11 protein-coding genes are annotated in these 14,687 nt (G+C 65.4%); 10 read left to right on the forward strand and 1 reads right to left on the reverse strand.

Going from position 1 to position 14,687, the window contains the following annotated elements; genetic code table 11:
- The first annotated feature begins 29 nt into the window (after positions 1-29).
- The 6 genes from LT988_RS11995 (at position 30) to LT988_RS12020 (ending at position 7,129) form a co-directional block, all read left to right on the forward strand.
- Positions 30-344: a hypothetical protein gene (locus tag LT988_RS11995; protein WP_232410359.1), complete on the forward strand. Its 315-nt coding sequence runs from the start codon at positions 30-32 to the stop codon at positions 342-344.
- Between the two features lie 12 nt (positions 345-356).
- Complete coding sequence (locus LT988_RS12000; RefSeq protein WP_232406659.1) at positions 357-1,751, forward strand: IS1380-like element ISTro1 family transposase; 1,395 nt, start codon at positions 357-359, stop codon at positions 1,749-1,751.
- A gap of 218 nt (positions 1,752-1,969) precedes the next feature.
- Positions 1,970-2,374, forward strand: a complete 405-nt coding sequence (locus LT988_RS12005) for an acyltransferase (protein ID WP_232410360.1) — start codon at positions 1,970-1,972, stop codon at positions 2,372-2,374.
- A 38-nt stretch (positions 2,375-2,412) separates the two neighbouring features.
- Positions 2,413-3,789 carry an O-antigen ligase family protein gene (locus LT988_RS12010; protein WP_232410361.1) on the forward strand — a complete coding sequence of 459 codons (1,377 nt, stop codon included), beginning with the start codon at positions 2,413-2,415 and terminating at the stop codon, positions 3,787-3,789.
- 165 nt (positions 3,790-3,954) lie between these two features.
- Entirely contained in the window at positions 3,955-5,610 is a 1,656-nt protein-coding gene (locus LT988_RS12015; protein WP_232410362.1) for a lipopolysaccharide biosynthesis protein, read from the forward strand.
- Positions 5,600-7,129: a phosphotransferase family protein gene (locus tag LT988_RS12020; protein WP_232410363.1), complete on the forward strand. Its 1,530-nt coding sequence runs from the start codon at positions 5,600-5,602 to the stop codon at positions 7,127-7,129. The genes LT988_RS12015 and LT988_RS12020 overlap by 11 nt, the downstream gene beginning before the upstream one ends.
- Positions 7,130-7,178: 49 nt before the next feature.
- Here LT988_RS12020 and LT988_RS12025 read toward each other — a convergent pair whose 3' ends face one another.
- Entirely contained in the window at positions 7,179-8,012 is an 834-nt protein-coding gene (locus LT988_RS12025) for a pilin (protein ID WP_269752127.1), read from the reverse strand.
- A gap of 594 nt (positions 8,013-8,606) precedes the next feature.
- On the opposite strand from LT988_RS12025, the gene LT988_RS12035 reads away from it, so the two are divergent.
- The 4 genes from LT988_RS12035 to LT988_RS12050 are packed head-to-tail and all read left to right on the forward strand — an operon-like array spanning position 8,607 to position 14,678.
- On the forward strand, positions 8,607-9,917 hold the full coding sequence (locus LT988_RS12035; protein WP_232410364.1) for a glycosyltransferase family 4 protein: 1,311 nt from the start codon (positions 8,607-8,609) through the stop codon (positions 9,915-9,917).
- 47 nt (positions 9,918-9,964) lie between these two features.
- Positions 9,965-11,209 (forward strand): glycosyltransferase family 4 protein, encoded by a 1,245-nt coding sequence (locus tag LT988_RS12040; RefSeq protein ID WP_232410365.1) that lies wholly within the window; start codon positions 9,965-9,967, stop codon positions 11,207-11,209.
- Positions 11,206-13,479, forward strand: coding sequence for a hypothetical protein (locus LT988_RS12045; RefSeq protein WP_232410366.1), 2,274 nt, complete (start codon positions 11,206-11,208; stop codon positions 13,477-13,479). Before LT988_RS12040 ends, LT988_RS12045 begins: the two co-directional genes overlap by 4 nt.
- Positions 13,476-14,678 (forward strand): glycosyltransferase family 2 protein, encoded by a 1,203-nt coding sequence (locus LT988_RS12050; protein ID WP_232410367.1) that lies wholly within the window; start codon positions 13,476-13,478, stop codon positions 14,676-14,678. Before LT988_RS12045 ends, LT988_RS12050 begins: the two co-directional genes overlap by 4 nt.
- The last annotated feature ends 9 nt before the right edge of the window (positions 14,679-14,687 follow it).

The following is a 14,687-nucleotide window of genomic DNA, read 5'->3' on the forward strand; positions in this document are numbered from 1 at the left end:
ATCGATCCCGGCGCGATGGAGGACGAGCGATGAGCAAAGATATCAAAGGCTTCGCGGTAGCCGTACTGATCCCGATCGCACGACTGCGGCGACGCCTGATTGACCCGATCGTGCGTCTGTGGAGCCATGCCCGCTTGGCGGAGCGGATCACCTCGCCGCTCGATCCCTCGGTCGTCGTACTCGGAGTCCCCGAGATCCATGGAACCGGCAACATCCGCTTGGGCCGCCGACTCTATCTCTACCCCGGTCTCTATCTAGCCCGAATATTTCATAAAAAAGGGCGACTCTCGTTCAACCCATTGATAAAATGGCTGTTCCGCCAAGAACGCTTCGGAAGAAGCTAAACGAGGTCGCCCATGCCCGAGTCTACCCCGGAACAGCTGCGTTTTCCCCCGGTCGCCGGTTTCACGGTCCGCGGCGACTTCGACGGCGGCGCCATGTCGTCTGACTTTGGCCCCATGATTCTGCGCGGGGTTGATCGGCAGATCGGCCTGACCGAGCGGTTGAGCGCAGCGATCGATGATTGGCGCCATCCGTCCTACACCACCCATCCGATGCGTGAGCTGATCGCGCAACGGGTCTACCAGATCGCCTGTGCTTACGAAGACGGCAACGACGCCAATGCGCTGCGCCGTGATGCGCTGTTCAAGCTGGGGCTGGAGCGCAAGCCGCTGGATGCGACGACGGACCTGGCCAGCGGGCCGACCTTCTCGCGTTTGGAGAATGGGGTCGGCGCGCGCGACCTCTACCGCATGGCGCAGGCCTTCGTCGAGGCCTTCATCGCCAGCTACCCGAAGGCGCCGCAGGTGATCGTGCTCGATATGGACCACTCCGAAGACGCCACCCATGGCCAGCAGGAGTTCGCGTTCTACAATCATCACTACGGCAACCATTGCTACTTGCCGCTGTTTCTCTTCGAGGGCCTCTCGGGGAAGTTCATCACCGCGGTGCTGCGTCCCGGCAAGCGCCCCACCGGCGCCGAGAACGCGATGATCCTCAAGCGCGTGCTCAAGCGGCTGCGGGCCGCGTGGCCACGCACACGCATCATCCTGCGCGGCGACGGACACTTCTCCAACCCCGAGTTGATGGCCTTGGCGATGGCCGATCCGTTGACGGATTTCATCTTCGGCCTGGCGGGTAACCGGGCTCTCACGCCACGGGCCGAGCCGTTCTTGGCCGACGCCCGCAAGCTCCATGCGCTGCGCATCGAGAACGCCCGGCGCGCCGACGCCGACGTACCCGAGCGGACCCGCACCTACCACGAGGTTGACTACCGTGCCGGTTCCTGGCCCGGCGCGTGTCGGACCATCCTCAAAGCCGAGGTGACGGCGCGCGGCGACAACCTCCGCTTCGTCGTCACCTCCTTGGACTTGCCCAGTCCCGAGTGCGTCTACCGCGATCTGTACTGCGCGCGCGGCCAGGACGAGAACTTCATCAAAATGATCAAGAACGATCTGGCCAGCGATCGCACTTCCGACAGCACCTTCTTGGCCAATCAGATGCGCTTGTTCTTCTCCTGCGCCGCTTACGTCTTGCACCAAACGCTGCGCACCGAGGTCCTCGTCGGCACGGAACTGGCCAACGCCCAGCCTGCCACCGTGATCATCAAACTGTTCAAGCTCGCCGTGCGCGTGGTGCAGTACAAAGACCGCGTGCGCCTGCACCTGCCCTCGAGCTGTCCGGTCAAGACGCTGTTGCAGCAGGTCACCGAGAGGCTCTTCAACGCGCAGCCCCGGGCGGCGCCCGCCTAGACGCACATACATCCCCGCACGGGGATTTCAGCACGCGCACGACGACTATGCCCACCTCGGGCAGGGCATCGTACGCCTGCGCGGCGACAAAACTACTCGTGCCCCGTTGATCAAGCCCGTTGCCGCTCGGTATTTCCACCATTCAACCCCCGCGGCGTCCCGGTCATCGCCCTCGGTGACGCCCAGCGCCGCGCAAATCCGCGAGGCCAGTGTCGGCTGTGTCGGTTTATGAAACATCCGGGCTAGAGACCCAAGGAGCGGGCGAAATCGAGGTCGGCGACGAGGTGGTCCTCTCGCGCGGGGTCCATCTGGTCGCCTTCGAACGCATCCGCATCGGCGACGGCAGCATGGTCGGCGAATACACCAGCATCCGCGACGCCAACCATCGCACCGGCACGGAACCGGCGCTGCGCTGGTCCGGCCATGAGAGCAGCCCGATCACGATCGGGCGTCAGGCGTGGATCGGGCGCGGCGTCACCCTGCTGCCCGGCGTCACCATCGGCGACGCAGCCGTGATCGGGGCCAACGCCGTCGTAACCCGAGACATCCCGGCCGGAGCGGTCGCAGTCGGCGTTCCCGCCCGCGTCGTTCGGTCGGCAGCGGATGCGCCTGCGATGGCGTGATCCAGACGACCGCCGCCTCGTTCTGAGCGCGCCGCCCCGTGCTTGCGATCATCGCCCTCATCCCGGGTCTTCTGGCGGGCTGGATCGGACTGACCCGAGGACCGCATACGGCATTCCTGATGGTCTATCTGCCGTCGATGATGCTGCTGCCCGAATATTATCGCTGGAACGCACCTGGCCTGCCGGATCCGACCTTCGGTCAAGCCGCCGCCGTCGGCACCGCCGTCGCGTTTTTCGCGCGCGGGATGCCGGGGTTCCGCTTCCATGCGATGGATCTGCTGGTCTATGGTTTCGCGCTCGCCGCGAGCATCTCGGAATACCGTGCCTCGGGTTACAGCGATGCCCAGAACCTCATGTTCAACATGCTGACCTGGGTGGTGCTGCCCTACATCTTTGCCAAGAGCCTAATCGAGCCCGCCGGACATCGAGTCCGCTTCGCCAAGACCCTGGTGATCTGTCTCTTCATCATCTCGGCGGTCTCCGTCTACGAGTTCCGTTTCGGCACCACCCCCTGGCGCATGATCCTGGACCCGTTCTTTCCCGGTCAGGCGCGCTGGGTCACGACCTTTCGCTGGGGTTTCGCACGGGTCGCAGGACCCTACGGCCATGCCATTCTGGCCGGTATCGTCATGGTGATCGGCTACCGCATCCAGCGCTGGCTCGAATGGAGCGGCGCATGGGAGCCTAAACCGCGCTTCGCCCCCTGGCTGCCGATCAGTCAGGGAAGGCTCATCACCCTCGGACTGCTCGCGGGGGTGATCATGACGATGGTGCGCGGCCCCTGGATAGGGGCCATCTTGGCAGCGATGTTGGTGATGATCGGACGCTCGCGCCAACGGGTCGCCGCGATCGGCGCCGTCGTTGCGATCATCCTCTTTGTCGGCATCCCCGGCGTGGTCTGGTTCCTCGACTATGTCTCGGTCGGGCGCGAAGGGGCGGAAACAGTGGCCCAGGAATCGGCCGCCTACCGGTGGGAACTCCTGACCGAATACTCCGAGATCGCCGCCGAGCGGATCTGGTTGGGCTGGGGGTTGACGGCGTGGCCCAAGGTCCCCGGCATGCCCTCGATCGACAACTATTATCTGCTGCTGCTCTTGATGCACGGGCTGATCGCCCTGGTCTGTTTACTTGCGATCATCCTCGTCATGTTGGTCCGCCTGACCGCGCACGGGATGCGCCAACCCCTCGCCGAGCCGCGCGGAAGCTCGCTGGCCTTTACGCTGGCGAGTCTCTATCTCGCGGTCGGCTTCTCGATCGCCACCGTCTATCTCGGCCTGCAAGCCGTTCCGCTCCTCTTCATGATCACCGGCTGGGGTATTGCCTATATGGACTCCGGAGTCGAGGGGATCGGCACGGAGACCGTCGCACCCTCGGAGCCGGCGCCGGCTCACCGGTTCCGCCGAGTCATGACGTGAACCCCAATCAACCCCGACGGCATCATGTATTCTTAGGTTCGCAGGCGGGGTCGCCTCAAGACGTCGACTTACGCAGATGACTGATTTCGGACGACGGACACTGGGACATCGACTCGGCGCGACCGAGCCGGACCAACGCAGCAGCAGGACTGAGGACCGACAGCCATGACGGACAAGGTTACAACCGAGCCCAAGTCCTCTGTCCCGGGGCAAGGCGCTCGGCTCGACGCAGGCGGCATGAACCGCCTGGTCAGCCGCAACATCTTCAGCTCGGTCGGCGCCAAGCTCCTCTATCTGGTCACCCGCTTCTTCATCCCGCCGATCGTTCTGGCCTATATCAGTCTGGAGGAATACGGCATTTGGGCGATTTCCTTTATCCTAATCGGCTACTTGGGGATGAGCGCCTTCGGGGTCTCCAACGTCTACATCCGCTACGTCGCCCAGTATCACGCCCAAGGCGAAGAGCATCGGATCGGCGATCTCTTGTCGACCGGCTTGACGGTGGTGAGCTTGATCAGCGTGGTTGCGCTCGCACTTCTTTGGATCGGGCTGCCGACCCTGATCGACGCGCTGTCGGTCTCGCCCGAGCTACAGACCACGGCCTTCGTACTCATCTTCGGCAGCGCAGCGATCTTCGCACTCGAACTGAGCTGGGGCGCCTTCGCGTATGTCCTGACGGGTCTGCAACGCATCGTGCAGCAAAACCAGGTCTGGGTCGGGACCTTCCTGCTCGAGACCCTGCTGGTCGTGGTCTTCCTGGTCGCCGGACTCGGGGTCTATAGCCTGCTCTATGCCTTCGCGATTCGCTATCTGGTGTCGATCAGCGTCAACGTCTGGCTCTGCTTCCGCAATATCCCGGGGCTGACGATCTCGCTGCGGCGTTTCAATCGGGCCGATCTTGCGCTCTTCTACCGCTACGGCGGAATCGTCCAACTCTCCGGCTTTCTCGGGATGTTCCTGCGCTCGATCGAGAAGCTGATCGCCGGTCTGTTCATCAATGTGCAGGCGACCGGTCTCTTCGATGTCGCCCAGAAATTTCCGGTAATGGCGACCTCGATCCCGGGCTCCATGAACGCCGTCTTTCTGCCGGCGACCTCCTATATGCACTCCCAGGAGCGCCGCGGCGAGCTCCTCGAGCTCTATTTCAAAGGCGCGCGGTACATCAATCTGGTGACCGGCTTCATGATGGGCTTCATGGCCGCCTTTGCCGCGCCACTGATGGTCGCCTGGCTGGGGCCGAATCCGGAATTTGCCTTGGCGCCGCTGATCCTGGCCTGCTTCACTTTGCCCTTCCAGCTCAACATCCTGACCGGACCGGCCTCGAACATCTATCGCGGCATGGGGATCCCCGCACGGGAGCTGATCTACCCGCTGTCCCAACTGGCGCTGGTGGTCATCCTGGTCGGCGCAGGATTCCTGATCTTCGGTATCGATGTGGTGGTGATCACGCTGGCGGTCGCACTGGCCATGATCCTGAGTGCGCTGATCTATATGGTCTACACCAATCGCTTCCTGGAACTGGGTCAGGGGCGTTTTGTTCGCGGCGCCCTGCTGCCCGGTCTCTGGCCCTACCTGACCGGATTCGTGCTCTATCTGCTGGCTCGCCCCTGGATCGAGTCGGTCGGCGACGATCGTTGGGGCAGCATCGTCCTGGTGCTGGTCGCCGGCGTCGTCTACTGCGCGTTGCAAGCCGCAATCCTGTGGTTCTTCCAATTCGATGCAGGCGAAAAAGACTTTGTTGCCGTCAAGGTTCGAGGCTTGACCGGACGGCTGGGCGGCGCACGACTCCAACGCAAGAGAGAGCATCCGAATGGGCACTGATTTCGGGGCGTCGGCGCTCGCCGATGACTATCGTCTCGCGGATTTCAAACTCCTGCTTCCGATCGGACCGGATGTCCGCACACTGGTCATCGGCACGCACCAGCCCGCCTTTCTCCCGCATCTCGCGGGCGAGCTCGGCATGATCGATCTGGTGGTCGAACCGCCGCAGGACCGATTGCAGGATAGGACATTGGCGGCGATGGCCGCCCTCGCGGCGCCCGAGCGGGTACGCCGAATCGGCACCCCCGAGGGCGTTTATGACCTGGTCTTCTCCGACGACGTCGCGGCCGGGCGTCATCTCAGAGCGGGCGGGGTCCTATGTCGGTTCCTCGGCCCGGAGGCCGATACGACGTCTTCCGGACTCACCCCGATCGGCCGCTGGCGGGCCTATCCGGATTGGCCGGCCTTCCGGGTGCTGATCCCCGACAACCCAGCCGGATTTCGGGCCGCCGCGCGCGATCTTCGGCTCTATCCGTCGCGGTCGCTCACGGGTCTGATCGCACCATTCTCAGCCGGCGCGGCCGCGCGGCGTCTGCCCGAGCAAGGGATCGCGCTCTATCGACGCGACGGCGCCGAGCCGCATCCCACTCTGCTGGGCGCACTGCGCGGCGCACTGGCCGCGATGGGCACCGACGCCATCCGCGAGACACCCGCAGACCACTGGCTGCTCGCATCCGGTCGACTGGGCCCCGGCAATCCCATCCTGGCCTTCAGTCTCGACGCGCACGGACGCCCGCAGCGCCTGATCAAGGCCGCACGCTTTCCCGGCGGACAGCATCTGCATGGCGAGGCCGAGCAGTTGGATCGGATCGAGCAGGCGTTGGGTCCAACCGAGGCGGCCCGGATCATCCGGCCGACCAACTCCGCCGTTGTGGCGGGACGATGGGCCCTGGCCTACACCTACGAGCCCACCCATCCCTTTTTCGGGATCCGCTGGCGCGTGCAGAGCCGCATGCGCTTCTGTTTGGCGATGGCCGACTGGCTGGCGGCGATCGGACTCGCGACCCGTCGACAACCGGACCGGACGGAAACCACGGCCCGTCACGTCGCACCTTTGCAGCGGCTGGTCGCACGCCGGATCTTACCCCGCAAGACCCAGCATCGGGCCGAGGCCGCCCTGGAGGATCTCGAGCGCCTCGCACCCTCTCTACCGATGATTCTGGAGCACGGGGATCTCGGCATCTACAACACCCGTCTGACGAACGCCGACGGCTCTGATTTCCGGGTGCTCGACTGGGGTTCCTCGACCTTCGAAGGTATCCCGCTCGGCGACCTCGCCTACCTGCTCTGCTCGGCTCGCGCCCCGAAGGCGCTGGCCCGCCGCTGTCTCGGCAACTATCTGGTGGGCATGAAGATCCCGACCGGCGAGGCCCCGGCGTTGTGGTTCAGCTATCTCGCCCGGCGCTGGGAAGAACTCGACGGCATCCGGCCTCCGGTCCCCGGCGACCCGACCTCCGGCGGCGGGCTCCTGTTACCGATCGAAGGCCATGTCTCGTCTTTCCTCGACAGGCTCACCTGACCGCGAGTCCGTATGCGCGGAGTCCCGGCAAGCGCATTCGCTCTAAGCGTCAAGGCGGCGTGAGCTGTTTCGGGTCGCCGGCGAGAAAATCGCCGTAATGCTCACCGGAGGCCGCATCACCATTCGAGAAAAGAATATGTCGTTTACCGCCGATCTGCAGATAGACACCGGACACCTCGGATGTGATCTTGCCGTTTGCGTCGCGCTTGTAGAAGACCTTGAAGTCCGAGATCGGAGCGTATCCGCTCCGATTGAAATCGGTGAGCCCTGCAAATTCAAAGAACGCATCCATGAACGCAGTATTGTTACTCCATGAAAAAGAAGCGTTGCCCACATTATCCGGCTTGAACATCCCCCCATTCGCCGTCCATTTTTTCGTAAAATCCTTTAACGCTCGAAAGATCTCAGCGACAGTGTCTTTGATGTCCTTCGGATCGGTGGACGTTCTGTAGCCCCCGGCGACGTCGTCGCGACACATTGGCGGAACTTGACTCGCAAGCGTTGCCGGTGTCTTCAAGCAGCGCCAGACAATGCCGCCGCCGTTTTCGCTCGGAACTAATCGCAACTCCGGATCGACCGTTGCCCCGGTGTTCTGAGTCGCCACCAAGATCATCCCGGCCTCCTCGACCGCGAGTGCCCTGACATAGCGGCTGACCGAAGCCGAATCGCCGGCGGTATCCGTCTTCACGTTCGCGAGGCCGCCGTTCGCCGCCTGCTCGATCACCGCCGTCTTGAGCGACGATGCCATCCCCAAGGCCTCGCTCACCTTGGATCGAATGCTGTAGTCTTGATAGGCCGGAACGGCGATCGCTGCCAGGAGGCCGATCACGGCAACAACGATCATGAGCTCGATGAGGTTGAAGCCCTTCTGAGCGCTATTCATTCGGCGATTCATCGGAACACCTGCTCCCTTGAAAATCTGTTTTGATCCCGCTTCGAGCACCCGCGTCCCAGCCGACGCCGCAATTCGACAGATCGGCCGCAGAATTGAGACGGCGGGCCGCGTTTCATCCGAGTCACAGGCTCACTGGACAAACGCAAAGATCGGACCATGCGGCCCACGATGGTTCGGCCGACCCATCGATCGTCGTCGATCCGCGCGTGCAAGGATCTTCCGAAGCCGCAAGCCGACTGACCCTGCATCGTGACAAGGCGCTGAAGGTGCCGCCGGCTCGGCCGACGCGCAGCGGCCCGGACAAGGGCCCGTCGGCGACGCAGAGAGTCGCTGCCGGGCAAAATGTGACCCACGTCGCAGGTCCGCAGGGTACCCTCGTCCATGCTGTCCGGGAGTAACCAGCGAGCGCATCGGAAAGATTCGCCGCTGCGGTCGTTCCGCCGAGCACACGGATCCGGACGATCTCGCCGAGATCAAGCTCGGGCCCAGTCCCGTCGATGGGACTGGAGCCCCGCATCCCATGGATCTACACTCGTCCGAGGAAGCTCGGGAACGACGACAACGGCCGGAGGGCGGACACACATGAGCGCAGTAAGAGGACCGCGATTGCTCCTCTCCGCCTATCAATGCGGCCCCGGCATGGGCTCGGTCTCCCAGATCGGCTGGCACTGGTACAGCCGTCTCGCCCGTAGGCTGCCGACGACCTTGCTCACCCATGTCCGCAACCGTCCCGCGATCGACGCGGCCGGCGGGCCGGTCGGCGACAGCCGCATCCTTTATATCGATACCGAGTGGTTTGCCGGCCCGCTGTATCGGGTCGCCTCGCGGATCTTCCCCAAGAGCGAGCATGCCGTCTTCCTGGTCTCCTCTCTGGACTTCTATATCTACGATCGCGAGACGTTGCGCATGGCCCGCTCTGAATCGGAGGACGGCACGCCGTGGGACATCGTGCATGCCCCGACCCCGGTCTCGCCGCTCGCGGCCACGCGCCTCCACCGCTTGGGCCTTCCGATCGTGCTTGGACCCTGGAACGGCAATCTGGGTCTGCCGCCCGGTTTTCGCGACATCCGCCGTGCGGACTCGGCCTGGCTCTATCCGGTGCGCCATCTCGGGCGGATCGCGGATGCGCTGGCGGGCGGGACGCGCCATGCGACGGCCATTCTCACTGCGACGCGCGCCACGGTCGCCGGCATCCCGCCCCGCTATCGTCACCTCTGCGTACCCGTGCTGGAGAACGGGGTGGAGCTCGACACCTTTCCGGCCGCACCTTGGCCGACCGCGCCGGGCGTGGCGGGCGAGCCGCTGCGGTTGGTCTTCGTAGGACGCCTGGTGCCCTTCAAAGGGGTCGGCATGCTGCTCGACGCGGTTGCACGGCTTGCCCCGGAGATGCCGATCCGACTCTGCATCGTCGGGGATGGGCCCTTGTCGGGTGAGTTGCACGAGCAAGCCGCAAGGCTCGGACTTGACGAGCAGGTCCGTTTCACCGGAAACCTCCCGCCTCCCGAGGTGGCGGCCGAGATCCGCGCGGCACACGTCTTCTGTCTGCCCTCGGTACGCGAATCAGGCGGTGCCGTGCTCTTGGAGGCCATGGCCTGCGCCCGTCCGGTGATTGCCGTGGACTTCGGTGGACCGGCGGAGATCATCGACCCGACGGTCGGTTTGGCCCTGCCGCCGACAGGACCCGAGGCCGTCGTCGAGGGGTTCGTTGATGCACTGCGCGACCTGGTCCGCAACCCGGAGATCTGGCGACAGCGCGGGGAGGCAGGACGCCGCCGAGCCGAAGAACGCTACGCCTGGGACGCAAAGGTGGACTCGACCATCGAGCTGTATCGGGATCTGCTCGCCGACCCGGTCGCGGCCCGCAACCGGCGCCGAACGAACATCGGCTCGTGAGCCGCGGCTGACCTTTGCACTCTCCGATCGCCAAGGACGCAACACGCATGAACGACAACGCACGCACACCTCTGGCGCTTGCCTACCTGGTCAGCCAATACCCGGCGGCCTCGCACACCTTTATCCTGCGCGAGGTGCGCCGTCTGCGCGAGCTCGGCATCCGCATCGACGTCGCCTCGATCAACAGTCCGGATCGACCCGCCGAGTCGCTGGCCGAGGAAGAGCGCGAGGAGGCGGCGACGACCTATTTCGTCAAGGCGGACGGCCTGCGCGGGGCGGTGCGCGCGCATTGGGCCACCCTGCGCACGCGCCCCGGCGACTATGCCAAGGGCCTGCTCTTTGCCTTCCGGCTCGGGGGCACGGACATCAAGCGATGGGTCTACAGCCTCTTCTACTTCGTGGAGGCCGTTATGATCGGCCACTGGCTGACCGGACGCGCCCTAGGCCATCTTCATGTCCATTTCGCGACCCCGGCCGCCACCGTGGGGCTGATCGCCGCACGCATCTTCCCGATCGGATTCTCGATGTCGGTCCACGGTCCGGACGAGTTCTATGACGCCCCCGGCTATCGCTTGACCGAAAAGATCGAGGGTGCCGCCTTCATCTGCTGTATCGGCTATTACTGTCGGAGCCAGCTCATGAAGCTCTCGCCGCCGGCGCACTGGTCAAAGCTCGAGATCGCCCCGCTCGGGGTCGATCCAAGCGCCTTCAGCCCGCGGCCCTTTCGCGAGCACCCATCGCCCTTCCAGATCCTGTGCGTCGGGCGTCTGGTGCCGGCAAAAGGGCAGCACATCCTCGTCGATGCGGTCGCGGCGTTGGTGCGCAAGGGACATGACGTGTGTCTGCGCCTGGTCGGCGGCGGTCCCGACCGTGCGTCGCTCGAGGAGCAGGTGCGCCGGCTCGGGCTCGCAGAGCGCGTCGTCTTCGAAGGCGTCGTCAACCAGGGCCGCATCCGTGCCATTTATGCCGAGGCGGACTGTTTTGCGCTGGCGAGCTTCGCCGAAGGCATCCCGGTGGTTCTGATGGAGGCAATGGCGATGGAGATCCCCTGCGTGACCACCTTCATTACGGGGCATCCCGAGCTGATCCGCGACGGGGTCGACGGCGTGCTGGTCGCACCCTCGGACGAGGCCGCGCTCGGCGAGGCGATCGCGGATCTGATAGCGGATCCGCAGCGTCGCCGCCAGCTCGGCGAGGCCGGACGGCGACGGGTCATCGAAAAATATAACCTCGAGACCAACACCCGACGCTTGGCGGACATCTTGCACCGCCGCCTGGGAGCGAGGCCATGACAGATCTCCGATTGCTCGGCGCCGCCGCGCTTGCCGCACTGATCGCAGGGACCGGTGCCGCACGGAGCGAATCCGTGCTCGAGAGACCGACCGATCTGCGGATCCTCGCCGCGCCTGTCTCGGTCGAGGCCATCGTCGAGGCCGTACCGCTGGTCCCGGACGTCGAGCGCATCGGGATGAATCTCGGTCATTCGACCTACTGGGGCGCGGAGCAGCTCCCGCGCAACGTCCTCCGAAATCCAGGCTTCGAGGGCATCATCGACCGCGCCTTGGTCCGGGTCGCGTATGCCGATCAAGACAAGTTCAGCGACGATCAGACCTGGCTCGCACGCGAAGACGGCTTCTGGTCCGGCGCCACTTACGAGATCCTGACCGGCGCCGCGGCCGGTGCAAGCGGAACCCTCGTCGACTCACGCGCCGTGGGCAGCCGCGCGCTGCCCGAGTTGATCACCGACGGGCTCGACGATCGCCTCGCCCCCGGAGATATCGTTGCCTTGACACGCGTTCGCGACGATCTTCCGCCGACACACTGGTGGTTACCCGACCGCACCAACGGACAGGTGCAGGTGGATCCTGCACGGATCGCCCCGGATAGCCCCGGTCGGCGCTCTTTGGCGCTCACCCCCTTGTCCGGCGCGACCTTGCGTCTGGCCAGCCATCTCGACACCATCGGCACGCGTGCCGGCAAGCTCCTGCCGGTCGAGGGGCGCTGGTTGTTCTCGCTCTGGATCCACGCCGAGACCGGCGATCCGCCGCGCGTGCGCATCCTGTTTCGGCGTCACGGCTCGGGACCTTTTCTCGACGTGACACTGCGCCCGGAGCCGGGCTGGCAGCGCATCGAGCACACCTTCGACGCCGTCGACGCAGGACCGATCGGTGCGCTGGAGCTCGCCATCGAGGTCACCGGCTCGGGACAGGTGCATCTCGACGACGTCTGGCTTGGCCCGATCGCGACAGAGGACGAAACGGCCACGGAATCCGGCGGCACCGCAGCCCCGGGTGTGAACGCCTTCCGGCCCGAGGTCATCGCCGCCCTGCAGCAGCTGCGCCCCGGCTATCTGCGCGACTGGCAGAACCAGCTCGGCGACACGCTTGACAACCGCCTGGCCGCGCCACATGCCCGGCGTGCAAGCCGGTATCGACCCGGCAACGGTGCAGAGTTCAGCTATAGTCTGCCCGAGTTCTTCGATCTCAGCCGCAGCGTCGGGGCCAACCCCTGGCTGGTCATGCCCACGACCTTCACGACCGAAGAGGCACGGCGTCTCGGCGCGTGGCTCGCCGAACGCATCGAGACCGACGGGTTCTCGGAGGTCCTGGTCGAATTCGGCAACGAGAACTGGAATTCCATCTTCCGCCCGGCCGGAATCCAAGACCCGGCTCACCACGGCGCCGCAGCCGACCGGCTCTTCACGGCACTCGAAGACGGCGCCGGCAACCATCCTGCACTGCGCCGCGTCGTCAACGCCCAACACGCCAACCCCTACGCGGCGGGCAAGGTCGCCGCGGCCAGCACGAAAGCCGACATCCTCGCCGTCGCCCCCTATATGCTCTCGCGCCTGGATGCGGTCGATGGGGATCGGGCGCTCGAGCTGCTGTTCGAGGACGACGACGGACGCCTGGAGGAGATCACCGGACGGCAACCCGCCGAGCAGGAGTTGGCCGTCTACGAGGTCAATCTGCATACGACCCGGGGCGACATCGCCGCAGACGACCGCGCCGCGATCGTCACGGGCGCCGCCTCCGGACCCGCCTTGGCCAAGCGGTTGCTCGAGGCGATGGCCCTGGGCGCACGGCGCCAGTGCGTCTATACGCTCGCCGGCTTCGACACGCGTCTCGAGGGCAACGCGGGTCTGGTCCCGCTGTTCGGCGTCACGCGCGACCTGACCCGCGGCGATCGACTGCGCCCGACCGGATGGGCGATCGCCTTGCTGAATCAGGTCATCGGCGGCGATCTCCACCGGGCATCCATGACCGACGAGGATACCGGATTGCACGTCGCCACCTTCCGAGGCCCGCATGGCTGGTCGGTCGCCATCGTCTCCGATGCCCCCGAGCCCCGACGCCTGACGCTGCGCTTCCCGGACACGCAGAGCCCGAGACCGACGGGCGGGTACGTCCTCGATGCCTCCGATCCGTTCAAAGGCAACGAGACCGCGGACGCGGTTCAGCCGCAACCCCTCGCCGTTCGGTCGGTCGGCAAGAAGCGGATTCGGGTCACCGTTCCGGCTTACAGCCTGGTCGTCCTGGGACCGGCGGAGGTACTGCTATGACGCACGACGCGCTTGTCTGGCCCTCGATGCTGCTCGGCATCCTGCTCGCCGTGCCGAGCCTACCCGGCACGATCGAGCTGCTGCTGCTGACGCTCGGCGGAATCCTCCCGCCGCGGCGCGAAGACGGAGCGGACCACGCGGTGCCGATCGAACGGATCGCCGTCCTGGTCCCGGCCCATGACGAGGCCGAGGGCATTGCGCAGACCGTCGCCTCGCTGCGCGCCTGCGACTCCGGCGATGCGGGTTTCGAGGTCGTGGTCATCGCCGACAACTGCACCGACAACACCGCCGAGCTGGCGCGCTCGGCCGGGGCGCGTGTGTTGGAGCGCCGGGACCCGCAGCGCAGAGGCAAAGGCTTTGCCCTCGACTTCGCTTTCCGCAGCTTGCTGAAAGAGCCCTTCGATGGCTTTATCGTGGTCGATGCCGATACGCGGGTCGAGCTGAATCTGGTGACAGAGCTGCGACGACTGATGCGCCGCGGTGCCGCGGCGATCCAATGCTGCTATCGGCTCGACAATCCGGAGCATAGCCTGCGCGCCCGACTCCGGGGCATTGCATGGATGGCGTTCAACGTGCTGCGCCTGCGCGGGCGCGAGCGCTGGAGACTCTCTGTCGGCCTCCTCGGCAACGGCTTCGGGCTGACCCGCGAGACCCTTCTGGAAGAGCCTTACGAGGCGACCAGCGTCGTCGAGGACATGGAATATCATCTGCGACTGGTCGCCGCCGGTCGGCGCGTGGTGTTTGCCCCGAACACCGGGGTTTGGTCGGACGCGCCCTACACCCGTGAGGCCGGTGCCGGCCAGCGAGCGCGCTGGGAGGGCGGCCGCTTCAGGATGGTTCTCGACTGGACCCCGGTCCTGCTGCGCCGCGTCATGTCCGGCGAGCATCGCCTGATCGAGCCGTTGCTCGAGCTGCTGTTGCTGCCGTTGGCCTTTCATGTGTTGTTGCTGCTGGTCGCTTTGCTACCGCCCTTCGAACCCACCAGGACGTACGCGTTCTTGGGCTTGGCACTTGTCGCAGTGCATGTCTTGGCGGCGATTCGTATCGGAGGCGGCGGCTGGCGCGATCTGCTGGCACTGGCGACGGCACCCTTCTACATCCTGTGGAAGCTCACGATTCTGCGCGCCATTGGACGGGCCTCCCGAAACGATGCCGCCTGGGTGCGCACCGAGCGCAACGAAGCCGAGCAGAAGGACTAAGGGGGAGCC

Origin of the sequence: Thiocapsa bogorovii (genome assembly GCF_021228795.1) — a bacterium.
Classification (GTDB): domain Bacteria; phylum Pseudomonadota; class Gammaproteobacteria; order Chromatiales; family Chromatiaceae; genus Thiocapsa; species Thiocapsa bogorovii.

Coding starts and splice junctions, on each gene's coding strand:
- LT988_RS11995 (WP_232410359.1), top strand. CDS start 30: ATGAGCAAAGATATCAAAGGCTTCGCGGTAGCCGTACTGATCCCGATC.
- LT988_RS12000 (WP_232406659.1), top strand. CDS start 357: ATGCCCGAGTCTACCCCGGAACAGCTGCGTTTTCCCCCGGTCGCCGGT.
- LT988_RS12015 (WP_232410362.1), top strand. CDS start 3,955: ATGACGGACAAGGTTACAACCGAGCCCAAGTCCTCTGTCCCGGGGCAA.
- LT988_RS12020 (WP_232410363.1), top strand. CDS start 5,600: ATGGGCACTGATTTCGGGGCGTCGGCGCTCGCCGATGACTATCGTCTC.
- LT988_RS12025 (WP_269752127.1), bottom strand. CDS start 8,012: ATGAATAGCGCTCAGAAGGGCTTCAACCTCATCGAGCTCATGATCGTT.
- LT988_RS12035 (WP_232410364.1), top strand. CDS start 8,607: ATGAGCGCAGTAAGAGGACCGCGATTGCTCCTCTCCGCCTATCAATGC.
- LT988_RS12040 (WP_232410365.1), top strand. CDS start 9,965: ATGAACGACAACGCACGCACACCTCTGGCGCTTGCCTACCTGGTCAGC.
- LT988_RS12045 (WP_232410366.1), top strand. CDS start 11,206: ATGACAGATCTCCGATTGCTCGGCGCCGCCGCGCTTGCCGCACTGATC.
- LT988_RS12050 (WP_232410367.1), top strand. CDS start 13,476: ATGACGCACGACGCGCTTGTCTGGCCCTCGATGCTGCTCGGCATCCTG.